This is a genomic window from Xanthobacter cornucopiae, assembly GCF_043195065.2.
Classification (GTDB): Bacteria; Pseudomonadota; Alphaproteobacteria; order Rhizobiales; family Xanthobacteraceae; genus Xanthobacter.
Genome location: NZ_CM195531.1, coordinates 654340 through 676628, shown reverse-complemented (window position 1 = coordinate 676628; position 22289 = coordinate 654340). Strand labels below are relative to the sequence as shown.

The 22289-nt window shown below is 69.7% G+C and carries 23 protein-coding genes; 5 read left to right on the top strand and 18 right to left on the bottom strand.

All coding sequences use genetic code 11. The features are described from left to right. Positions 1-58: 58 nt before the first annotated feature. The 10 genes from V5F53_RS02985 to fabD form a co-directional block, all read right to left on the bottom strand. Complete coding sequence (locus V5F53_RS02985; RefSeq protein ID WP_393996981.1) at positions 59-634, bottom strand: hypothetical protein; 576 nt, start codon at positions 632-634, stop codon at positions 59-61. A 469-nt stretch (positions 635-1103) separates the two neighbouring features. Then, on the bottom strand, positions 1104-1583 hold the full coding sequence (locus tag V5F53_RS02980) for an ion channel (protein ID WP_393996980.1): 480 nt from the start codon (positions 1581-1583) through the stop codon (positions 1104-1106). A gap of 105 nt (positions 1584-1688) precedes the next feature. After that, on the bottom strand, positions 1689-1988 hold the full coding sequence (locus V5F53_RS02975; protein WP_393996979.1) for a hypothetical protein: 300 nt from the start codon (positions 1986-1988) through the stop codon (positions 1689-1691). A gap of 112 nt (positions 1989-2100) precedes the next feature. Further along, positions 2101-2706 carry a guanylate kinase gene (gmk, locus tag V5F53_RS02970; protein ID WP_393997032.1) on the bottom strand — a complete coding sequence of 202 codons (606 nt, stop codon included), beginning with the start codon at positions 2704-2706 and terminating at the stop codon, positions 2101-2103. Between the two features lie 92 nt (positions 2707-2798). Next, a complete protein-coding gene (locus V5F53_RS02965) occupies positions 2799-3671 on the bottom strand; it encodes a YicC/YloC family endoribonuclease (RefSeq protein ID WP_509212858.1) in 873 nt (290 codons plus the stop codon). Between the two features lie 304 nt (positions 3672-3975). Further along, complete coding sequence (gene mltG, locus V5F53_RS02960) at positions 3976-5160, bottom strand: endolytic transglycosylase MltG (protein WP_393996977.1); 1185 nt, start codon at positions 5158-5160, stop codon at positions 3976-3978. 87 nt (positions 5161-5247) lie between these two features. Continuing rightward, the gene (fabF, locus tag V5F53_RS02955; protein ID WP_393996976.1) at positions 5248-6510 is read right to left on the bottom strand and encodes a beta-ketoacyl-ACP synthase II; all 1263 of its coding nucleotides are present in this window, start codon (positions 6508-6510) and stop codon (positions 5248-5250) included. Between the two features lie 181 nt (positions 6511-6691). After that, positions 6692-6928 carry an acyl carrier protein gene (locus tag V5F53_RS02950; protein ID WP_234050244.1) on the bottom strand — a complete coding sequence of 79 codons (237 nt, stop codon included), beginning with the start codon at positions 6926-6928 and terminating at the stop codon, positions 6692-6694. A 287-nt stretch (positions 6929-7215) separates the two neighbouring features. Then, on the bottom strand, positions 7216-7959 hold the full coding sequence (gene fabG / locus V5F53_RS02945; RefSeq protein WP_393996975.1) for a 3-oxoacyl-[acyl-carrier-protein] reductase: 744 nt from the start codon (positions 7957-7959) through the stop codon (positions 7216-7218). 243 nt (positions 7960-8202) lie between these two features. After that, complete coding sequence (gene fabD / locus V5F53_RS02940; RefSeq protein WP_393996974.1) at positions 8203-9186, bottom strand: ACP S-malonyltransferase; 984 nt, start codon at positions 9184-9186, stop codon at positions 8203-8205. A gap of 443 nt (positions 9187-9629) precedes the next feature. On the opposite strand from fabD, the gene V5F53_RS02935 reads away from it, so the two are divergent. Continuing rightward, the gene (locus V5F53_RS02935; protein ID WP_393996973.1) at positions 9630-10202 is read left to right on the top strand and encodes a hypothetical protein; all 573 of its coding nucleotides are present in this window, start codon (positions 9630-9632) and stop codon (positions 10200-10202) included. A gap of 64 nt (positions 10203-10266) precedes the next feature. On the opposite strand, the gene V5F53_RS02930 is transcribed toward V5F53_RS02935, so the two are convergent. Further along, positions 10267-10971 carry a HisA/HisF-related TIM barrel protein gene (locus V5F53_RS02930; RefSeq protein ID WP_393996972.1) on the bottom strand — a complete coding sequence of 235 codons (705 nt, stop codon included), beginning with the start codon at positions 10969-10971 and terminating at the stop codon, positions 10267-10269. Positions 10972-11034: 63 nt separating this feature from the next. On the opposite strand from V5F53_RS02930, the gene V5F53_RS02925 reads away from it, so the two are divergent. The 4 genes from V5F53_RS02925 to V5F53_RS02910 all read left to right on the top strand — a co-directional run bounded on the left by V5F53_RS02925 (position 11035) and on the right by V5F53_RS02910 (position 15543). Beyond that, positions 11035-12000: an ATP-grasp domain-containing protein gene (locus V5F53_RS02925; protein ID WP_393996971.1), complete on the top strand. Its 966-nt coding sequence runs from the start codon at positions 11035-11037 to the stop codon at positions 11998-12000. Positions 12001-12159: 159 nt separating this feature from the next. Next, positions 12160-12600, top strand: a complete 441-nt coding sequence (folB, locus tag V5F53_RS02920) for a dihydroneopterin aldolase (RefSeq protein WP_393996970.1) — start codon at positions 12160-12162, stop codon at positions 12598-12600. A gap of 117 nt (positions 12601-12717) precedes the next feature. After that, the gene (locus V5F53_RS02915) at positions 12718-13710 is read left to right on the top strand and encodes a class 1 fructose-bisphosphatase (protein WP_393997031.1); all 993 of its coding nucleotides are present in this window, start codon (positions 12718-12720) and stop codon (positions 13708-13710) included. Positions 13711-13929: 219 nt separating this feature from the next. Then, entirely contained in the window at positions 13930-15543 is a 1614-nt protein-coding gene (locus tag V5F53_RS02910) for an acyl-CoA synthetase (RefSeq protein WP_393996969.1), read from the top strand. A gap of 108 nt (positions 15544-15651) precedes the next feature. Here V5F53_RS02910 and V5F53_RS02905 read toward each other — a convergent pair whose 3' ends face one another. From V5F53_RS02905 to V5F53_RS02875, 7 genes are all read right to left on the bottom strand, one after another. Then, the gene (locus tag V5F53_RS02905; protein ID WP_393996968.1) at positions 15652-16131 is read right to left on the bottom strand and encodes a MarR family winged helix-turn-helix transcriptional regulator; all 480 of its coding nucleotides are present in this window, start codon (positions 16129-16131) and stop codon (positions 15652-15654) included. 135 nt (positions 16132-16266) lie between these two features. Further along, a complete protein-coding gene (locus V5F53_RS02900) occupies positions 16267-16971 on the bottom strand; it encodes an ABC transporter ATP-binding protein (protein WP_393996967.1) in 705 nt (234 codons plus the stop codon). Further along, a complete protein-coding gene (locus V5F53_RS02895) occupies positions 16968-17750 on the bottom strand; it encodes an ABC transporter ATP-binding protein (protein ID WP_393996966.1) in 783 nt (260 codons plus the stop codon). The genes V5F53_RS02900 and V5F53_RS02895 overlap by 4 nt, the downstream gene beginning before the upstream one ends. Further along, positions 17747-19678, bottom strand: coding sequence for an ABC transporter permease (locus V5F53_RS02890; protein WP_393996965.1), 1932 nt, complete (start codon positions 19676-19678; stop codon positions 17747-17749). The genes V5F53_RS02895 and V5F53_RS02890 overlap by 4 nt, the downstream gene beginning before the upstream one ends. Positions 19679-19854: 176 nt before the next feature. Beyond that, the gene (locus V5F53_RS02885) at positions 19855-21051 is read right to left on the bottom strand and encodes an ABC transporter substrate-binding protein (protein ID WP_393996964.1); all 1197 of its coding nucleotides are present in this window, start codon (positions 21049-21051) and stop codon (positions 19855-19857) included. A 64-nt stretch (positions 21052-21115) separates the two neighbouring features. Beyond that, positions 21116-21700 (bottom strand): amino acid synthesis family protein, encoded by a 585-nt coding sequence (locus tag V5F53_RS02880; protein WP_393996963.1) that lies wholly within the window; start codon positions 21698-21700, stop codon positions 21116-21118. Continuing rightward, positions 21697-22281, bottom strand: coding sequence for an amino acid synthesis family protein (locus tag V5F53_RS02875; protein WP_393996962.1), 585 nt, complete (start codon positions 22279-22281; stop codon positions 21697-21699). The genes V5F53_RS02880 and V5F53_RS02875 overlap by 4 nt, the downstream gene beginning before the upstream one ends. Positions 22282-22289 lie beyond the last annotated feature (8 nt).

Sequence of the window (22289 nt, the reverse complement as noted above, 5' to 3'; positions counted from 1 at the left end):
CTCCCGCGAGCCGCCGGCCTTTTCTTTGCCTGCTCCGCCGGCCTGCCGGCGGCGGCACTCAGAAGGTGTAGCCGAACGCCTCCACCTCGTTCTGGTACCAGGACGCCACAAGATCGCGCGTGGCCGGCGTGTAATAGGCGCGATAGCTGCCCGCGGGGCGCAAGTGTCCCTTGGCGCGGGGCAAGGCCGGCAACGCCAATCCCCGATCGCGCGCCAGGTCCGCCAGGTCCTCCTCAAGGTGCTCGTAGCGAAGCACCCGATGCACGACGATGCGATCGGCGATGGAATAGATCTGCCAATTGTCCACCCGCACCTCCGGCGCGCCGGAGTGGAGCCAGGTTTCGAACGCCGGCTTGTCGGCCGGCGCAAGGTCGCGGGTCTGCCAGAAGTAATTGGATACCTGGCGGTCCCACGGGTTGCGCTCGATGGAGAAGCGATAGGCCGCGTCGAACGCCGAAGCCCCCACATGCCGGCGCAGGTCCACCGCATGGATGTGATCCGGAATGGGGACCAACGGACTGAAGCGGGGCGCGCGCAGCCCCAGCGTCCAGCGAATGCGATGTTTCAAGCGCCAGTCGCGCCGCCGCATCATGTAATTCTGCGCGCTGACACCCCACAAGTTCGGTTCATCCACTGGCGTGACCATGTCGGCGGCGCCACACACGCTCCGCAACACAAGTTCTACGCTGGTACCGCCCGTCTTTCGGGTCTTCATGAAAATAAAATTCTGCGTCTTGGAGTAGATCATCGGGAGCATCCGCCTCATGGCGAGAAACGTTGTTCCCCATGCGCCGCAGAAACCTGCGCAGCGGCAAATGCCGCCCGGCCCTGCATGAGTCCACCTTCGCAGATGTGACACATGGACAGAAATGACGCAAATATTATAAATAATATAAATATAATATACTTATATTGCACCACAACACAAAGCATCATGGAGCATATACTTACCGCCAAGGTCGCAAGACGTCAGCCTCTTTGGCTGCCGACGCAGCCACGCGCGCGGCACGCGAACGCCCGCTGCCAGCCCCCGTGAAGCCCCCCGCGAAATGCCCCGCAGGCAAGGGCCCTCGGCGGCGCCGGACGCGCTCACAGGCTCGATGTCACGATCCGCTTTGTGGGGAAGGGGCCGCGTGGGGCGGGTGCAGATTGGCGCTCATGACCTGCGTCACGTACCCCACCAGCGCCGCCGTAGACCAGGCCATCATCATCGGCCCGAGCAACGATTCGAACCCCGCGACCCCGCGATAGGTGCGGCCCACCGAAACCCCGTCCGGCCCCACGGTGGTGTAGGTGGTCAGGGAGTAATACACAGCGTCGCCATAGTCCTGCAGCGCGCCCATGGACACGTAGCCCGTTGCCCAGACCATGATTTCAGCAATGTGGATGACGCACAGCCCAAGCACCAGCGCGCTCACCACATAGGTCTCGCGCATGACGTGGTGATGGAAATTCTCGGTCCGCACCAGGCGGTGAATCCATCGCCGCAGCATATACAGTCCACACATGTGAATCATCACTGTGAGCACTGCAAGCAGGAGGCAGACAAAGACCACGTTGGCGTATTGCACCGCCTGGGACATCAGCTCGGCTCCCCGCCGGACATGGATTCGCGCGGGGGCAGACTAAAGCTCTTTCCGCGCGAAGGGGATAGGCCCTGAACCGGCGCCCCTGCGCAAGCACGCCGCTCAGCGGCCCTTGCGCTCCTTCGGCGGCGTGATGTCGATCATCTCATGCTCGAACGGCGGCGCCGCGGGCCGGCCGGTGCGCAGATCGAAGATCCGCACCCCCTGGAAGGCGCCGCCGCGCGCCGAGAACGCCTTGCGCCCGGTGACCAGGGCATAGATGCCACCGCCCAGGAGCAGCGCCGTGACCACCACCCCGGCCACGATGATGAGGCCGCCGATCACCGTGAACAGGGCAAAGCCGGCAAGGGCCGCCACAGCGAGACCGGCGAAGCCGCCGAAGACGTTGCGAAGCTGTTTCATGGCCGCATCCTCCCTGAACATTCCGGCGGACTTGCGGCAGCCGCACGCTCCCCCTCACGCGCCGTCCACACCCGGCGCGGCACCCCGCCGCCCCGGGTCCCGGCATTGGGCCTTACAAGCCGTCGCGCAGAGTCTTCACGAAGCTGGAAAGGCCCGTCAAGCGCCGGCGCTTGAGCCGTTCCGCCTGGAGGATCGCCTGCAGCTTGGTCAGGCTGTCCTCGATCTCGTGATTGATAAGAATGTAATCATACTCGTCATAGTGGCTGATTTCATCGGACGCCTTGGCCATGCGCTGGTGCACCACCTCGTCGCTGTCCTGGGCCCGCGTGCGCAGGCGCTGTTCCAGGTCGGCCGCGCTCGGCGGCAGCAGGAAGACCTTGACCAGATCCTGCTGGGCGCTCTCGCCCAATTGCTGCGTGCCCTGCCAGTCGATGTCGAACAGAACGTCGCGGCCGGCCGACAGTGCCGTCTCCACCGCGCCCCGGGGGGTGCCGTAGAGATTGTGGAACACCACCGCGTGCTCCAGCAGTTCCCCGCCGTCGCGCATCCGCTCAAAGGTGGGCACGTCCACGAAGAAATAGTCGCGGCCCTCCACCTCACCGGGCCGCGGCGGGCGGGTGGTCACGGATACCGACATGGTGATGCGCGAATCGGTCTCCAGCAAACGCCGCGACAAGGTGGTCTTGCCGGCGCCGGACGGGGAGGACAAGACCAGCATCAGCCCGCGCCGGGCAAGCCCGGAGCCGGCGCCGGGCTTCCATCCGGGCAAAGCGAAATGGGACGAGATGGGAGAAGGCGTGGTCACCGCGGTCATTCCAAATTCTGGATCTGCTCGCGGAACTGATCCACCAGCAGCTTCAGGTCAAGGCCGATCTGCGTCAGCGCCACCGAGCCGGACTTCGAGCACAATGTGTTCGCCTCGCGATTGAACTCCTGGGCCAGGAAATCCAGGCGGCGACCCACCGGCCCGCCATTTTCGAGCAGTTCGCGGGCCGCCGACACATGGGCCGCGAGCCGATCCAGCTCCTCGCGCACGTCCGCCCTGGTGGCCAGCAGCACCGCTTCCTGGTGCAGCCGCTCCGGATCCAACTGCGGGGCCGCTTCGGTCAGTGCCCGCACCTGATCGACGAGCCGGGCGCGGATGGCCTCCAGAGCCCGCTCGGGCAGCCGCTCGGCGGCCGCCACCAGGCCGGCGATGGCCTCCAGCCGCTCCAGCAGCAGCGTCTGCAACGCCCGCCCCTCCCGCTCGCGCATCTCGGTCAGCGCCCCGAGCGCGTCGTCGAACGCCGCCACGCAGGCCGTCGTCCGGGCGCCGCGCGCGGCCTCGTCCTCCTCCGCCTCCACCACCTCGACGATGCCCTTGACCGACAGCAAGGCATCCATGCCCGGCGCCGCCACGCCCAGGCGCTCGGCGGTGCGGCGGACCGCCCGGACCAGGCTTTCGAGCGCGGCCTCGTTGACGCGAATCGTCACCTCCTCCCCCTCCCGCGCCGCGGTCAGGGTCGCCGACACCGAGCCCCGGGCCAGCGCGGCGCCCGCCCGGGCACGCACCGGCGCTTCGATGTCCTCGCAGCCGGGCGGCAGGCGCAGGCGCAGGTCCAGCCCCTTGCCGTTGACCGAGCGCAGCTCCCAGCCAAAGCGCCAGCGCCCTGCGGTGGCGGAGGACCGGGCAAAAGCGGTCATGCTGGCGAGCGGTTGAGGGACTTTCGTCGGCGCGGATGGAGGCTGGGTCATGGATGCTCACGCGGGCGCAGGACCGCCGCATGCCTTCTTTGGGACGTCCATCGACACGGGCGAAGCCCGCCGGCGCCGATGACGCGTCAGATCAAGTGGCGCGTTGGATCGAGACGTGACGCGCGCCTATGGCGCAAACAACACCCGCGAGGCGAGACGCCTCGCGGGCCTTGGCCCCACGCCGACCGGCGGCGAACGAACGTAGAGCCCACCTGCCCCACGGGGGCCGCCCCGCCAGGCGGGCGATGGCGCCCTAGTTGGCGCCGGGCGCGGGAACCACGGGCGGCGTGGTGGCGGACGGGCGGGCGGGCGTCTGCGCCGGCGGAGCCGAACCCGACTGCACCGCCTCAAGCGCCCGCCAGCGCGAGACATTCCGGTTGTGGTCGGCCAAGGTTTCGGCGAAGGCGTGCCCGCCGGTGCCGTCCGCCACGAAATAGAGGTCCCGCGTGCTGGCCGGATTGGCCACCGCCGCCAGCGCCTCGCGACCTGGATTGCTGATGGGTCCCGGCGGCAGGCCGTCGACGGCATAGGTGTTGTAGGCGGTGGGCGAGACGATGTCGGTGCGGCTGATGGGGCGGCCCAGCGCTCCCTTGCCGCCCACGAGGCCATAGATGATGGTCGGGTCCGACTGCAGCCGCATCTTCTTGTTCAGGCGGTTGACGAACACCGCCGCCACCTTGTCCCGCTCGTCGGGCTCACCCGTCTCCTTCTCCACGATGGAAGCGAGGATGATGAGTTCTTGCGGGCTCCGCAGCGGCAGGTCGGGGGCGCGCTTCTCCCACAGGCCCTTGACCAGCTTCTGCTGGGCATCCGCCATCTGCCGCAGCAGCTCGTCGCGGCTCATGCCCCGGGTAATGCGATAGGTCTCGGGCAGCAGCGTGCCTTCCAGCGGCACCACCGGGGTGCCGGTGAGCATGTCGTTGGCCATCAGCCGCTGCACCACCTGGAGACTGGTCAGGCCCTCTGGAATGGTCACCTGATGCACCACCACCTTGCCGGAAGCGATCGCCTCCACCACGCTCGCCATGGACTGGCCGGGCTTGAACAGGTATTCGCCCGCCTTCATCTTGGCATCCGGGTGCGACAGCTTCTGGCCGACAGTGAACACCAGCCAATTGTCGATGACGCCCTCGCGCTCCAGCGTCTCCGCCATGTCGCGAACGCCGGCGCCGCGCGGAATCAGCACCGTCTTTTCGGTGGTCAGCGGCCCCGGCCCGTTATAGGCGCGCTCGCCGTACCAGGCGGCGAGGCCCCCGCCCAGCAGGGCGAACAGCAGGAAGGTGAAAATGCCGCTGCCGATGGTGACCGCCGGATGGCGCGCCGCCCGCGAGGGGCGGCTGGCCGGCCCGCTCTTCGGCTTGCCCTTGTCGCGCCGCGTCACGAGATAGGGCGGCGCGACCCCCTTGCCGGGGGTCTGGTTGGTGTCTGGCGTCTCCAAAGCGGGCCTCCCACGCGCGGCGTCAGGCGATCTGACACGCCGGTCTCCACGGCCGGACGGCGGACGCGGCATCCCTGCCGCGCCGGTTCAGGCCGCGTAACGCCGGAAGATCAGCGACGCGTTGGTGCCACCGAAACCAAAGGAATTGGACAGCACCGTGTCGATCTTGCGCGGCTGTGGCTTCAACGGCACGAGATCGATGGGCGTTTCCACCGATGGATTCTCGAGATTGAGCGTCGCCGGGGCGATCTGGTCGCGGATGGCGAGCACGGAGAAGATCGCCTCCACCGCCCCCGCGGCACCCAGCAGGTGGCCGATGGACGACTTGGTGGACGACATGGCGGTCTTGCCCGCGGCGTTGCCGAGCACCCGTTCCACCGCCTTCAGCTCGATCTCGTCGGCCATGGTGGAGGTGCCATGGGCGTTGATGTAGTCGATCTCGTCGGCGGTGATGCCGGCCCGCTTCAGCGCCGCCGACATGCAGCGGTAGGCGCCGTCGCCGTCCATGGACGGGGCGGTGATATGGTAGGCATCGCCCGACAGGCCGTAGCCCACCAGCTCCGCATAGATCCGGGCGCCGCGTGCCTTGGCGTGCTCCAGTTCCTCGAGCACGACAACGCCGGCGCCCTCACCCATCACGAAGCCGTCGCGATCCCGGTCATAGGGACGCGAGGCGCGGGTCGGCTCGTCGTTGAAGGCGGTGCAGAGCGCCTTGCAGGCCGAGAAGCCCGCCAGCGCCAGCCGGTTGATGGGCGATTCGGTGCCGCCCGCGACCATCACGTCGGCATCGCCCAGGGCGATCAGCCGGCCGGCGTCGCCGATGGCGTGGGCGCCGGTGGAGCAGGCGGTGACCACCGCATGGTTCGGCCCCTTGAGACCGTGGGCGATGGAAACATAGCCGCCGGCGAGGTTGATGAGTCGGCCGGGGATGAAGAACGGCGAAATGCGGCGCGGGCCGCGCTCCTTCAGGGTGAGCGAGGCTTCCGCGATGCCCTCGATGCCGCCGATGCCGGAGCCGATCAGCACGCCGGTGTTGATCTGGTCCTCATAGGCGGACGGATGCCAGCCCGCGTCGTCGAGGGCCTGGGAGGCGGCCGCCATCGCGAAGACGATGAACTCGTCGACCTTGCGCTGCTCCTTCGGCTCCATCCACTGGTCGGGACTGTAGGAGCCGTCGGAACCATCCCCACGTGGGATGTTGGCTGCGATCTTGCAGGCGAGATCGGACACATCGAAGTGCGTCACGGCCTTCACGCCGCTTTCGCCGGCAAGAAGGCGGCGCCACGTGGGTTCCACGCCGCAGCCGAGGGGCGTCACCATGCCGAGACCGGTGACGACGACACGTCTCATGGGCAAACTCCGGCAGACGCTCGATAAAGCGTGCAAGCGACTCGGCCCGAGAGCACGCTGACCGTGCTCTCCGCGCCTGCTGTCGGGTCCCGTCGCCGTCGCGACCGCGGCGGGCCGAACTTAAGACAACGGCCGCGGGCGCCCCGCGCCGCGCGACCGGAACATGACCCCTAGGCGAGGCTCACGCCGCGTTCTTTTCCAGGAACTTGATGGCGTCGCCCACCGTCAGGATGGTCTCGGCGGCGTCGTCGGGGATCTCGCAGTTGAAGGCCTCCTCGAAGGCCATCACGAGCTCCACGGTGTCGAGGCTGTCGGCGCCGAGATCGTCGATGAAGGAGGCGCCATCGGTCACCTTCTCAGGTTCGACGCCCAGATGCTCAGCGACAATCTTCTTCACCCGCTCGGCGATGTCACTCATCGATGCAACCCTCGTTGTTCGGATAATCCCGTTGCCGTTCGGCGGCTGGAGGTGGGCATAATGCCTTTTTTCCGCCGTGCCCAGCCCCCTCGCCCACATCTTGTGCATGGGCTCGGCGCCACTGGCGCATGTGTTCGCCGCCGTGGCGCCGAACCGCACGTCTCCTGACGCTGCGTGACGGACCTGGGGCCGCCGGATGGCGCCCCCGAATCCGGACCGGCTGTGCGGCTCGTACCATACTCGCGCCGCCCTGGCCAGCAAGGCCGAGGGCGGCGCCGCATCCACGCTCAGATCATGGCCATACCGCCGTTGACGTGCAGGGTCTGCCCGGTCACGTAGGCGGCCTCGTCGGAGGCGAGGTAGACGGCGGCGGCGGCGATGTCGTCCGGCGTGCCCAGCTTGGCGGCGGGCACCGCCTTCAGGATGCTCTCACGCTGCTTGTCGTTGAGGGCGTCGGTCATGGGCGTGGCGATGAAGCCGGGGGCGATGCAGTTCACCGTCACCCCGCGCGAGGCCACTTCCTGCGCCAGCGACTTGGACATGCCGATCATTCCCGCCTTGGCGGCGGCGTAGTTGCCCTGTCCGGCATTGCCGGTGACGCCGACGATGGAGGTGATGGAGATGATGCGGCCCGAGCGGCGGCGCATCATGGTGCGCACCGCCGCCCGCGACAGCCGGAAGGCGGCGGTGAGATTGACCGCGATCACCTGGTCCCAGGCTTCGTCGGACAGGCGCATGAAAATGTTGTCGCGGGTGATTCCGGCGTTGTTCACCAGAATGTCCACGTGGCCGCCCAGCGCCTCTTCGGCGGAGGGCACCAGCTTCTCCACCTCTTCCGTGCTGCCGAGATTGCACGGCAGCACCGCCACCCGCGCGCCGCCCAGCTCGCCGGCCAGGGCGTCCAGCGCCTCGCGACGGGTGCCGGACACGGCGACGGTGGCTCCCTGGGCGTGCAGCGCCTTGGCGATGGCGCCGCCGATGCCGCCCGTGGCACCGGTGACGAGCGCGGTCTTGCCAGTCAAGTCGAACATGAAAGCCCAGTCCTTAATCTGAGTTGGCCGGCACGCAGCCGGCGAAGAGGGGGCGGCGCATGGCCGGTCCGGCGCGGGGCCGGGAAGCCCCGCCGCAGCGCCGGACCAGACACGCACGACACATCAACGGGCGGCGCCGAGGGCCTCGGCGCCGCCCGCCAGGTTCGGGCCGTCTTTTGCCGTGCCCGCTCTGCCCCCGCAAGCGGGCGCGGCGTGCCGCGGCGTTAAAATCGCAGCGCCGGGTCAGGCCACCGGGCTCGCCGCGCGGGCGGCGATGAAGGCGGCGACATCCTCCGGCCCGCCCACGTTGGCGGTGGCGATCGACTTGTCGATGCGCTTGGCCAGGCCGCACAGCACCTTGCCGGCCCCCACCTCGACCATGCGGGTCACCCCGGCCCCGGCCATGTAGATGACGCTTTCGCGCCAGCGCACGGTGCCGGTCACCTGCTCCACCAGCAGCCGCACAATCTCCGCCGGGTCGGTCACCGGGGAGGCGCGCACATTGGCCACCAGCGGCACCTTGGGGGTCATCACGGTGGAGCCGGCCAGCGCCACCTCCATGGCCTCGGCGGCCGGGCCCATGAGGCGGCAATGGAAGGGGGCGGACACCGGCAGCAGCACGGCCTTCAGCGCCCCCTTGGCCTTGGCGATGACGATCGCCCGGTCCACCGCCGCCTTGGAGCCCGACACCACCACCTGGCCGGGCGCATTGTCGTTGGCGGCCTCGCAGACCTCGTCGCCGGCGGCTTCCGCCGCCACCGCCACCGCCTGTTCGTAGTCAAGGCCCAGCAGGGCGGCCATGGCGCCCTCGCCCACCGGCACCGCCTCCTGCATGGCGCGGCCGCGGATGCGCAGCAGGCGCGCCGCCTCGGTGACGGTCAGGGCGCCGGCGGCGGCCAGCGCCGAATATTCGCCCAGCGAATGGCCGGCCACGAACGCGGCCTCGCGCGCCAGGTCCAGCCCCGCCTCGGCCTCCAGCACCCGCAGGGCGGCGAGCGAGACCGCCATCAGCGCCGGCTGGGCATTGGCGGTGAGGGTCAAGGTCTCGGCCGGCCCCTCCCACATGACGCGGGTGAGGTGCTCGTTGAGGGCCGCATCCACCTCGTCGAACACCGCCCGGGCGACGGGGAAGGCATCGGCCAGCGCCTTGCCCATGCCAACCGCTTGGCTGCCCTGGCCGGGAAAGACGAAGGCGGTCTGCGATGCTGCGCGCGGTCCATCACTCATGGGCGGCCCTCCGGGGACGTGCGTTTGGGACGCTTGGGGCGTCCAGCCAAAATCGGGGAGCGCAGGAACACCCGGATTGTGGGGGAGTCAAGGCGGGAGGGGGCGGAACGGTGGGGGCTTCCGCCGGTGCGGGGCGCGGGAGCGGAAGCCGAGGGGTAGCCGGGGAAGCAGACCTGCCCAAAGGCATGAAAGGGGTCGTCGGGAGAGCCGCTCGACATTGCCTTCGACGCATCCTTCACGCACATGTACACGCTTGGCGCGCGGCGCCAGGTCATCGGTCCGCGGGCGCCCGGCGCCCTTGGCCAGGGTCGCAGCGGCGCACAAGGTCCGCATCGCCCGCGGTGTCGCGGCGCTGCGCAGGGGTGGTCCGGTCCGCGCGGAAGAGCCGGCGCGATCGAGCTGTGTCGAGTGAGAGCCTGTTTTCCCCGGGGGGTGGAGAAACGATGAACATCCATAATTCGGAGGGCGCGAGCCGTCCCACGCTTCGCGCGCGATTGATCGGCGAGTTCCGCCTCTTCTTCACGCTGTTCATCTATCTCTGGGTCCTGCTGGGCGTGTTCGTGCTCCACGAGGACATCGTCCTGCGGGAGCACGGCGGAGGCGTCGTTTTCCAGGGCTTCGCGCTCCTCAACGCCCTCGTCCTCGGCAAGGTCATGCTGATCGCCGAGCATCTGGATCTGGCGCGCGGGCTGCGTAAGAAGCCGGCGATATATTCCATCCTGCTGGAAGCCCTGCTCTGCACGGTGCTTTTCATCGTCTTCCACGTGATCGAGCGGCTGGTCGTCAGCCTGATCCGCGGACCGCAGGGAGGAGAGGACAGCCTCTCGACCGGCGGAGGCGGCTACCTTGGGGTTGTCCTCATCGCCGTGGTTCTCTTCGTGTCGCTGCTCCCCTTCTTCGCCTTCAAGAACCTGACACGGTTGATCGGATGGCCGAGGATGCGCCGTTACCTGTTCAGCAGCCCGGAGGCGTCGGAAATGGAGGCAGCCGCCGCGCGCGCGCCCACCGGGCGATGAGGCACCGGCCGCGCGGCGCTGCCGGCCGCGACCGGTGTCTGAAATGAGCGCGCCGACAGCGGACTCAAGCCGCAGGCTGGACCGGGCCGCTGCCGCCAATCCTGCCGCTGTGCAACGCGCTCGCGACCAGGACGCCTGACGCGCCCGCCGCCGCCAGGGCGTCGAGATCCCGCGGGCCACGAACGCCGCCGGCCGCGAACAGGCCGGCCCGGCGACGCGCGGCGACGGCGGCCAGTGTGGCAAGGTCCGGGCCCGCGTCCGCGCCGACGCGGGCCAGGGTCATGACGATGACGCGGGCAGGCCACAGGCTCGCATCCTGGTGCACCGCGCGCGGGCCCAGCGGCCCCGCGCCGTCGTGATCCAGGGAGAGAACGACATCCTCGGCCAGCACCGCCCGCGTGGCCGCGATGTCTTCCGCCCCCTGGGGCAGCGATTCGGTGCCCACCACGCTCACGCCCAGGCCGGCGGCGGCGCGGGCGCGCACCGCCGCGACCGTGGTCTCCCCGGCATCCACCCACAGCTCCAGGGCGGGAAAGGCCCGGCGCAGGCCGGCGATGACGGCGGCATTGTCGCCGGTGCCGGTGATGGCATCGAGATCGGCGATGTAGAGAGTGCGGAACGGCGCCAGCCTGAGAAAGCCCGCCACCACGTCGGCGGCGGCCGCAGACGCGGACAAGGGGCTGGCCAGGGGCGCGTAAGTGTCGCGCGCGCCACGCCGGGCGTGCACCACAATTCCACCCTTCAGGTCGATCACCGGGATAAGCTGCATCTGTCTTGACCTTCCGTCGCCGGAGCCATTCCGGGCGGCCAGCTGGAACCCCGAAGAAGTCCCATGCGTGTGTTCATCTGCGAGTACGTGACATCCGGCGGGCTACGCGACAAGCCATTGCCGGAAGTCCTGCTGCCCGGCGGTGCCTTGATCCGCGATGCCCTCGTCGCCGACGTGGAGGACCTGCCGGACACCGAGGTGTTGCTGGCCCATGACGACCGCCTGCCCGCGCCCCACCCGGCCAGCGTTCCGGTGCGCGCCGGGGACGATCCCTTCGCCCTGTGGGCCCGCCTTGCCGCCGACGCCGACGTGGTGTGGCCCGTGGCGCCGGAGACCGGCGGCGCCCTCGGCCGGGTGGCCGCTCTCTTCGCCGCCACCGGCGCCCGCGTCATCGCCGCGCGGGAGGAGGCGATCGCCGTCGCCATAAGCAAGAGCGCCACGGCGGCGCGGCTCGCCGCCGCCGGCATTCCCCATGTGCCCACCTTCGCCCTGCCGGACCTGCCCGCCGACCTCGCCGGCCCGCTGGTGACCAAGCCGGACCAGGGCACCGGCTGCGAGGCAGTGTGCGCCTGGCCCGACCGCTCGGCGCTACCCGACGATCCGGGACTGGTGGCGCAGCCTTATGTCGCCGGCGCTCCCGCCAGTCTCAGCCTGCTGGCGCGGCCGGACGGCGTGACGCTGCTGGCCGCCAACCGGCTGGATGTGCGGCAGCTGGTGGGGCTGTTCCGCACCCACGGCGTCATCGTCGGCGGCGTCGAGGACGCCGACGGGCGCCTCGCCGCCCTCGGACGGCGGGTGGTGGACGCGGTGCCGGGGCTTGCCGGCTTCGTCGGCATCGACCTGCTGCTGACCCCGCACGGGCCGCTGGTGCTGGAGATCCATGCCCGCCCCACCATCGCTTACGCCGGCCTCCACGCCGCCCTGGGCCTCAACCCCGCCGCCCTGCTGCCGGAACTCGGCGGCATCGGCCGGCCGTCAAGCCTGCCTCCGTTGCCGCATCCGCGCCCGGTGGACGTGATGATCCGTTGAAAGGCGCGCGGGAACGCAATAGGAAAGGGCCAATTCCACGGTGCGCGCGGCACCTGGGCCGTCCCGATCCGCCTGCGCTTCAGACAGGTCCGGCCGGCCTGATCCGGTCCGGTCCAGCGTCCGCGCAATCCGGTGCTCTTTTGCCCGCGCGAGGCGTGAATGACACCTTCCGACGACGCCGACCTCATCGCCGACGCTTCCGCCGCCACCGATGCCGCCCCGGCCACGCGACCGGGACAATCCGGGCGCCTGTTCCTGCGGGCCCTGCCATTCTTCGCCCGCCACGGCGTGCACGAGGCCGAGCGCGAGCTGGGGCAGCGATTCGTCATCGACGTGGACTGGTGGCTGGACACCCGCCCCGCCGCCTGGGCCGACGACGAGGCGCTGACCATCTCCTATCAGCAAGTCTATGAGCACGTGGCCGCCGTGGTGAACGACGACCCCGTGAACCTGATCGAGACCCTGGCGGAGCGCATCGCCACCCGGCTGCTGGACCATTTCCACCTGCTGGAACAGGTGCGCGTGGTGGTGCACAAGCCCGGGGCCCCGGTCACCGGCGTGTTCGGCGACGTGGGGGTGGAGATCGTGCGCCGGCGCTGAGGCGTCGCGGCTTAACAGCCTACCGCCACGCGGGGCGTTGGCGGCATTTGCTTTGCCGCCGGGCTTGCCTTGGGTCATAAGGGCGGCGGGCGGTGTCCGCCGGATGTCAGGGAGATGATGGTGAGTGAGATCGTGACCCTTCAGGCGTACCTCGATCGCTGGGCGGGAACCGACGCGGGCCGCAGGGCCGTGGCCGGCGCGGTTCGCACCATCGCCGTGACCGGGGTGGGCATCGCCGAGCTGGTGGCGCGCGGGCCGCTCGAGGAGGGCCTCGCCAAGATCCGCGGTACCGATCCCAATGCCGGCGGCGACGCGCAGAAGGAATTGGACGTCATCGCCGAGGAACGCATCGTCGCCGCCCTGAAGGGCACCGAGGTGGCGTTCCTTGCCTCCGAGGAGAGCGAGGAGCTCATTCCCGTGACCGAGGGGGGACGCCTGGTGGTGGCGGTGGACCCGCTGGACGGCTCCTCCAACATCGACACCAACGTGTCGGTGGGCACCATCTATTCCATCCTGCCCTATGACGCGGCGGAGCACCCCACGCCGGCGGCGGCGGTGATGCGCACCGGCAGCCACCAGGTGGCCGCCGGCTTCCTGGCCTACGGCCCGGCCACCATCCTGGTCTCCACCCTGGGCGAGGGCACCCAGGTGTTCGTCTACGACCGCGACAAGGCCGACTTCTTCCTGGCCCGCGATGGCGTGGAGATCCCGGCGGAGACCAAGGAATACGGCGTCAACCAGTCGAACGTGCGCCAGTGGGAGGCGCCCATGGCGGCCTATATCGCCGATTGCCTCGCCGGCAAGGAGGGCCCGCGCGCCAAGGATTTCAACATGCGCTGGGTGGGCTCCATGGTGGCCGACGCCTTCCGCATCTTCACCCGCGGCGGCGTCTACATCTACCCCCGCGACAAGCGCAAGGGCTATGAGAATGGCCGCCTACGACTGATCTACGAGGCCAACCCCGTGGCCTTCCTCACCGAGCAGGCCAAGGGCGCCGCCACCGACGGCAAGACCCGCATTCTGGACATCGTGCCCCATCACATCCACCAGCGCATCCCGCTGGTGTTCGGCTCCAGGGCCGAGGTGGAGAAGATCGCGTCTTATTACTGACCCGGCGCGGCTTTCACCGCCGGTCTGAAGGCTGCAGCAGCAACGGCGCCGGCGCACACCGGCGCCGTTCGCTTGCGTGCCCCCCCCTTGACCTCCTCCGGAAAAAAACGTTCGATCGTTTCCTGAACGCATCGAAGGCGCCGCCGGCGCCGGCCACGTCCTGGAAATGCCGGGGCGGCCGGCGCGAAACGAGAATCGGCGCCGCGCGGAGGACCCCCCATGTCGTCGCCCACCCCCTGTTACGAAACCCTGCGGCGCGCCTTTTCCTGGAGCATTCCGGAGCGCTTCAACATGGGGGTGGCCTGCGCCGACGCCCATGCCGACGGCTCGGGCAAGCCGGCGCTGATCTTCGTGGAAGAGAGCGGCGCCACCCGCGCCTATTCCTTCGACGAACTGAAGGCGCTCACCAACCGCTTCGCCAATGCCCTGGTCGCCGGCGGCCTCGCGCGCGGCGACCGGGTGGCGGTGTTCCTGCCGCAGGCGCCGGAAACCGCCATCGCCCATATCGGCGCCTTCAAGGCGGGCATGATCTCGGTGCCGCTGTTCACCCTGTTCGGCGACGAGGCGCTGGAATACCGGCTGGCGGCCTCCGGCGCGCGGGCGCTGGTGACCGACCTGTCGGGCCTCGCCAAGCTGGAGCGGGTGCGCGACCGCCTGCCCGAGCTGGAGCATGTGTTCATCGTCGGCACCGACCCGGGCGCCGCCTCCACCCGGCTGTTCGACGCCGCGCTGGAGGCGGCCTCCGACCGCTTCACCCCGGTGGCGACCGGCCCGGACGATCCCGGCATCATCATCTTCACCTCCGGCACCACCGGCAATCCCAAGGGCGCGCTGCACGGGCACCGGGTGTTGCTGGGCCACCTGCCCTGCCTCCAGGTCATCCACCAGGGCATGCCGCAGCCCGGCGACCTGCACTGGACCCCGGCCGACTGGGCCTGGATCGGCGGCCTGTTCGACGTGCTGTTTCCGACCCTGCACCTGGGGGTGCCGGTGCTGGCCCATCGGGCCAGGAAGTTCGACCCCGAGGCGGCCATGGCGCTGATGGCCGACCACGGCGTGCGCAACGTGTTCCTGCCGCCCACGGCGCTGAAGCTGCTGCGCCAGGCAGACGTGAAGCCGCGCGCGCTCAAGCTGCGCTCCCTGCTCACCGGCGGCGAAAGCCTGGGCGCCGAGCTCGGCGCCTTCGTGGCCGAGCGCCTGGGCGTGGAGGCCCGGGAAATCTACGGCCAGACCGAGTGCAACCTGGTGGTGGGCTCCAATTCCAACTTCTTTCCCCTGCGCCCCGGGGCCATGGGCAAGCCCATGCCCGGCCACGACGTGCGCATCGTCGATGACGCGGGGGTGGAACTGCCGGTGGGCACAGAAGGCCATATCGCCGTCCGCGCCGGCGATCCGGTGATGATGCTGGAATACTGGCGCAACCCCGAGGCCACCCGCGAGAAATACGCCGGCGACGTCCTGCTCACCGGCGATCGCGGGCGGCAGGACGAGGACGGCTACCTGTGGTACGTGGGCCGGGCCGACGATGTCATCACCTCCGCCGGCTATCGCATCGGCCCGGCGGAAATCGAGGATTGCCTGTTGAAGCATCCGGCGGTGGCGCTGGCGGCGGTGGTGGGGGTGCCGGACCCGGTGCGCACCGAGGCGGTCAAGGCGTGGCTGGTGCTCAAACCCGGCGTCGCCGGCACCGATGACCTGGCGCGCGAGTTGCAGGACCATGTAAAGTCCCGCCTCTCGGCCCACGAATACCCGCGCCAGGTGGCCTTCACCGACCAGCTGCCCATGACTGCCACCGGAAAGATCCTGCGCCGGGAGCTGCGCGCCCGGGGGTAAATGCCGGCGGGTAAGGCCCGGGGGCCAGCGCCCCTGCCTGCGCCCGCCGGTGCGAACCGGGAAGCGAACGCCCGCAGCCGCCTGCGCGGAGCGGGCACCGGCGGGCGGCTACTTCAGCCGCTCCAGCAGCGCCAGGAACTGGGCCTGCTCGCCGGCGTCCAGCGGGGCGAGGGTTTCCTCGGTGATCTCGCGGGCGAGGGGAATGGCGCGCTCCGCGAAGGCCGCGCCCTCGGCGGTGAGCCCCACCACGAGGCGCCGGCCGTCCTCCGGATCGGGCCGGGTCTCCACCAGCGCCCGCTTCACCAGCCGGTCCACCACCCCCTTGATGGTGGCCGCGTCCATGGCGGTGAGGCGGCCGAGCAGGTTCTGGGAGCATGGCCCCTTCTCGAACAGCTTGGACAGCGCCGCCCATTGGGTGGCGGTGATGTCCTCGCCCATGCGGCTGGTGAAGATGGTGGTGTGCCGCTGCGCCACCTGCCGCAGCACGAAGCCCACCTGGGTGTCGAGCACATAAGCGGGCGGCGTCTGCCTCGTCCGCCGCCGGGTGCCGGATGGAGCCTTGACGCTCACCGTTTCGCCTTTCCCCATCCGCCGGGTGGGGCGGATCGTTGCTGCGCATGGCCGACGCGCCCGCGCGTCACAGTCTTGCCGAGCTTCCCCTGGAGCTCAAGATGGAAAGCGGGCGACCCGACCGGCCCGCCCGCCCCCCGGCGCCGGGGCGCCTCACACCGCAAGATAGGCATCCCGCACCTCGGGATTGGCCTCCAGTTCCTCCATGGAACCGGAGAACCGGATCCGCCCCTTTTCGATGATGTAGGCGCGGTCGCAGATCAGCCGGGCGAAGTGCAGGTTCTGTTCCGAGAGGAGGATGCTGAGTCCCTCCCTTTTCATGGCGAGAATGGCGTCGGCCATCTGCTCCACGATCTTGGGGGCAAGCCCCTCGGAAGGCTCGTCCAGCAGCACCAGGGAGGGATTGCCCATCAGGGTGCGGCCGATGGTCAGCATCTGCTGCTCGCCGCCGCTCATGTGGCCGCCCGGGCGCTTGCGCATCTCGCCGAGGTTCGGGAACAGGGCGTAGAGGCGCTCCGGCGTCCAGGTGGCGACGCCGGGGCGGGGCGGCTGCCGGCCCACCTCGAAATTCTCCTCCACCGTCAGGTCCGTGAAGATGCGCCGGTCCTCCGGCACATAGCCGAGGCCCCGCCGGGCGATCTCATAGGCCGGCAGGCGCGAGACATCCTCGCCCTCGAACACCACCCGCCCGGAGCGCTGGGGCACCAGCCCCGCCACCGAGCGGAAGGTGGTGCTCTTGCCAGCGCCGTTGCGGCCCAGCAGCGCCACCACCTCGCCCTCCCCCACCGCGAAGGCGACATCGAACAGAATGTGGGCCTGGCCGTACAGGCTGTTGAGGCCGCAGACATCGAGCTTCATTGCACGGCCTCCGCGCGGTGCTTGGCAGCGTAGAGCAGGCCCTCGCCGAGATAGATGGCCTGCACATGGGGGTCGCGCCGCACCTCCTGCGGGGCGCCGCGGGCGATCAGCTCGCCCCGGTTCAGCACCATCACCGCGTCGGCATGCTCGAACACCACGTCCATGTCGTGCTCGGTGAACAGCACGCCGATCTCCTTCTTGCGGGCGATGGCGGCGGTGAGGCGCATCAGCTCCACCCGCTCCTTGGGGGCCATGCCAGCGGTGGGCTCGTCCATCAGCAGCAGGCGCGGCGCGTTGGCCAGCGCCACCGCCAGCTCCAGCCGCTTCAGGTCGCCATAGGCCAGCTCGCCGCAGGGCCGCTCCGCCTCCCCCGCCATGCCCACCAGGGCGAGCAGCGCGTCGGCCTCGTCCCGGAAGGCGGCGCCGGCATGGCCGAACAGCGACCACAGGCGGCGATGATGGGAGAGCAGCGCCACCTGCACATTCTCCCGCACCGTCATGGAGGAGAAGGTGGCGGTGATCTGGAACGTGCGCCCCACGCCCCGCCGCCACACCGCGCGCGGCGGCAGGCCCACCAGTTCCTCGCCCGCCAGGGTGATGGAGCCGGCATTGGGGCGAATCTGCCCGTTCAGCATGTTGAAGCAGGTGCTCTTGCCAGCGCCGTTGGGGCCGATCAGCGCCAGGATCTCCCCGGCCCTCAGGGAAAAGGACACGCCGCGCACGGCATGCACCCCGGCATAGGACTTCACCAGTCCCCTCACCTCCAGCAGCGCGGTCATCGGGCGGCCTCCACCTTGGCGATGCCGAGGGCATCGGGCGGCCCGCCCGGCGCGGCGGCCCCCGCCAGCTGCGGCCCGGCCCCGCCCGGCGCCGGTGGCCGGCGATGGCGCCAGTCCTCCAGGAAGCCGACGATGCCCTTGGGAAAGGCCACCACCAGCAGCACGATGATGGCTCCGAGCACCAGCTTCGACAGCTCGGTCTGGCTCATCAGCCAGATGGCGAGCGCCTTGTAGACCACCGCGCCCACCACCGCGCCGGACACGGTCTCGATGCCGCCCAGCAGCACCATCACCAGCCCGTCCACCGACACCGGGATGGCCAGGGTCTCGGGAAACACGGAGCCCTTGAGGAAGGCGAACAGCGCCCCGGCGATGCCGGCGAAGGTGCCCGCCACCATGAAGGCGGCCCATTGGGTGCGCTTGGCATCGATGCCGATGGCCTCGGCCCGCAACGCGCTGTCGCGGGCTGCCCGCAGCCCGAAGCCGAAGGGCGAGAACACCAGCACCCGCAGCACCGCCACGCCCGCCGCCACCACCGCCAGGGTGAGCCAGAAAAAGCCCTGCGGGCTCGACGCCCAGGCCGACGGCCAGATGCCCAGGATGCCGTTGTCGCCGCCCGTCACCTCCACCCACTGGAACGCCACCGACCAGGTGATCTGCGCGAAGGCGAGCGTGAGCATGGCGAAGTAGACGCCCGACAGCCGCACGCAGAACCAGCCGAACAGCACCGCCCCCGCCAGCCCCAGCAGCGGGCCGGCCAGCAGCGCCAGTTCCATGGGCGCGCCGAGATAGGTCACGGCGAACGCGGCGCCATAGGCACCGAGGCCGAAATAAGCGGCGTGGCCGAACGAGGCGAGCCCCCCCACCGTCATCATGAACTGGAGGCTCGCCGCGAACAGCACGAACACCAGGATCTCCGAACCGACGCTCAGCGCATAGCTGCCGGCGAACAGCGGCAGCCCCGCCGCCAGCGCCACCGCCAGGCCGACGCCGGCCCGCTCCACCACGGACATGGGCTTCCAGGGGCGGAAGGACATGCCGGCGCTGGCGCGCGGCGTGGTGTCCGGCTTGCCGAACAGGCCCCAGGGCCGCACCACCAGCACCGCCGCCATCACCAGGAACACCGTGACCATGGAAATCTTGGGCAGCACCAGAATGCCGAAGGCGTTAAGTTCCGACACCAGCACCGCGGCGATGAAGGCGCCCGCGACCGAGCCGAGCCCGCCGATGACCACCACCACGAACACCTCCACGATAATGGACAGGTCCATGTAATGGGTCACCGTGGTGCGCGGGATCTGCAGCGCGCCGCCCAGCGCCGCCAGGAACACGCCGAGCGCGAACACGGAGGTGAACAGCCATTTCTGGTTCACGCCCAGGGCGGCGACCATCTCGCGGTCCTGGGTGGCGGCGCGCACCAGCACGCCCCAGCGGGTGCGGTGGAACAACAGCCACAGCAGACCCAGCACCGCCGGCCCGAGCACGATCAAGAGCACGTCATAGGCCGGCACCAGCCGGCCGAGCACGCTGAAGGCACCGGTGAAGCCCGGGGCGCGCGGCCCCATGAGGTCGTCGGGGCCCCAGATCAGCACCACCAGATCCTGGACCATCAGCGTCACGCCGAAGGTGGCGAGCAGCTGGAACAGCTCCGGCGCCTGATAGATGCGGCGCAGCAGCACCATTTCCATCAGCGCGCCCACCGCCGCCACCGCCAGCGCCGCCACCACCAGCCCGCCCCAGAAGCCCAGCGGGCCGGAGAAACGGTCGGTGAGGGTGAAAGCGGCGTAGGCGCCGAGCATGTAGAAGGCGCCGTGGGCGAAATTCACGATGCGCGTGACGCCAAAGATGATGGAGAGCCCCGACGCCACCAGAAATAGTGACGCGGCGCTGGCGAGCCCGCTGAGGGCCTGGACCAGGAGGAATTCCACGGCTCCGCCTTTCGTTCACCGGTATGGAAGGTGGTGTTCTTGTTGTGGCCGCCCGCCGTCGAGGGCGGAAGGCCGGTCGCGAGAACCGGGCCGCGGCACTCAAGCCATGGACGCCGAGCCGCGGAAATCAGGGGGCGGAAATCGGGGCGCGTCCGCGGACGCGCCCCGCGCGCCCATCAGTTGGCCGGCCGCAGCTTGGCCGCCTCGGCCTCGCTCGGCAGGTAGTCGGCGCCCTTCTTGAACACCACGTCCACCATGACGCCCTTGCCGTCCTTGAGCGCGGTCCGGCCCACGAAGGCACCGAGGGTGGACTGGTGGTCGGCGCCCCGATAGACGATGTCGCCGAACGGGGTGGAGACCTTCAGCCCCTTCATGGCCTTGATGAGGCCTTCGGTGGAGTGGTCGTCGGTGGCGTTCAGCGCCGCGCCGATGCTCTTCACCGTGGAATAGCCGACGATGGAGCCGAGGCGCGGATAGTCCTTGTTGAGCTGCTGGTAGGCGTCGAGGAACGCCTTGTGCTCGGGCGTGTCGATGGCATACCAGGGGTAGCCGGTGACGATCCAGCCCTCCGGGGTCTCGCCCTTCAGCGGGTCGAGATATTCCGGCTCGCCGGTGAGATAGCTCACCACCGCGCGGTCCTTGAACACGCCGCGGGTGTTGCCCTCGCGCACCAGCTTCACCAGATCGCCGGCGAAGGTGGCGTTGAGGATGGCGTCGGGCTTGGCGGCGTCGATGGCCTGCAGCACCGGGCCGGCGTCGATCTTGTTCAGCGGCGGCCACTGCTCGGCCACGAACTCCACGTCCGGGCGCCTGGCCTTCAGCAGCTCCTTGAACACCGCCACGAACGACTGGCCGAACTCATAGTTGGGGGCGATGGTGGCCCAGCGCCTGGCGGGCAGCTTGGCCGCCTCCTCCGCCAGCATGGCGGCCTGCATGTAGTTGGAGGTGCGCAGGCGGAAGGTGTAGTCATTGCCCTTCGACCAGACGATGGCGTCGGTGAGCGGCTCGGCCGCCACGTAGAGCACCTTCTTCTGCTTGGCGAAGTCGGACAGCGCCAGGCCGACATTGGAGAGGAAACCGCCGGCGATCAGCACCACGCCGTCGCGCGACACCAGCTCGTTGGCGGCGGTCAGCGCGTCGCCGGGCTTGCCGCCGTCATCCTTGGAGATGACCACCAGCTTCTTGCCCTTGATGCCGCCGGCGTCGTTGATCTCCTTCAGCGCCAGTTCCATGCCCTTGCGATAGGGCTCGGTGAAGCCCGGCAGGGCCGAATAGGAATTGATCTCGCCGACCTTGATTTCGCCCTGCTGCGCCTTTGCCGCGCCTGTGGCCAGCACCAGCGCCGCCAGCGCCACGCCCATCATTCGTTTCATACGGTCATCCCCTCTGGTTTTTCGATGCACCTTCCCGTCAGCGCACGTCGAACCCGACGTGAGCTTAGCGCAACCCGTCCTCGCCTTTGATCTGTGCAATGGTGAGCCCGCCCACCCGCGGCAGTGGCCGGCCGGAGCAGGTGACCGCCACCGCCACCACGATCTCGCCGGCGCGCGGGGCATCTGGAACGCTCACCTGCATGCCGTCGAAATGGCTGCGCACATAGGCCGCGTCCTTATGCCCCAGGGGAATATCCAGCTCGGCGCCCAGGCAGCCGCGCCGCTTGGAGGAGGGAATGAGGGCCGCGCCCTTGCCCAGCACCGCGCGCACCGGCGTTCCCATCTTCGGGTGCAGCAGGGCGGCGGCGTGCTCCAGCTCGCCATTCTCGCCCACCAGCGCGGCCTTGCCGTAGCTCTGCGCCGCCGCTCCGGCGATGCCCAGCGCCTCCACCGCCCGGCGGGCCAGGAGCCCGCCCAGCTCCTCGCCGATGGCGACCAGCTCCGAGAGGTCCTCCACATAGCGGCCGGCGAACGGGTTCTCGATCACCGCCACCGCCGCCGCCCGGCGGGTGGGCGGGCACACGGGCCGCCCCATCTCGGTCAGGGTCTCTTCCACGAAGGTGACGATCTTGCGGATGTTGGCGCTCATCTCAGGCCGTCCTCGCCCTTGATCTGGTCCGCCGCCAGCCCGCCCACCCGGGCATGGACGCGCGGGCCGCAGCTCATGACCAGCGCCAGCACGATCTCGTCGGCCCGCGGTGCGTCGGGAACCCCCACCTCCATGGCATCGAAATGGCTGCGCACATAAGAGGCGTTCACATGGGTCACCGGCACGTCGAGCCGGGTGCCCGGGCCGCCCACCTTCTTGGTGGAGGGCACGATGGCCTTGGCCTCGCCCAGGATCGCGCGCATGGCGTAGCCGCCCGGCACATGCCACAGCGCACCATGCTCCAGTTCGCCGGCGGCGCCGACGATGGCGCCCTTGCCGTAGCCATCCACAGCCGCCGCATCGCCCCCCAGGGCCTTGAGCAGGTCGCCCGCGAGGGCCACGCCCAGCGGCGTCAGGTCGTCCATGAAGCCGGCGATGTCCGCCACATAGCGGCCGGCGAACGGATTCTCGATCACGCACAGGATGGCGCCGCGCCGGCGCGGGGTGGCCGCCACCGGCCCGCCCTCGTGGAAGGTGTCCTCGGTGACGAGGAGCCGCTTGCGAATTTTCACCTCTGGCATGGGGCGCT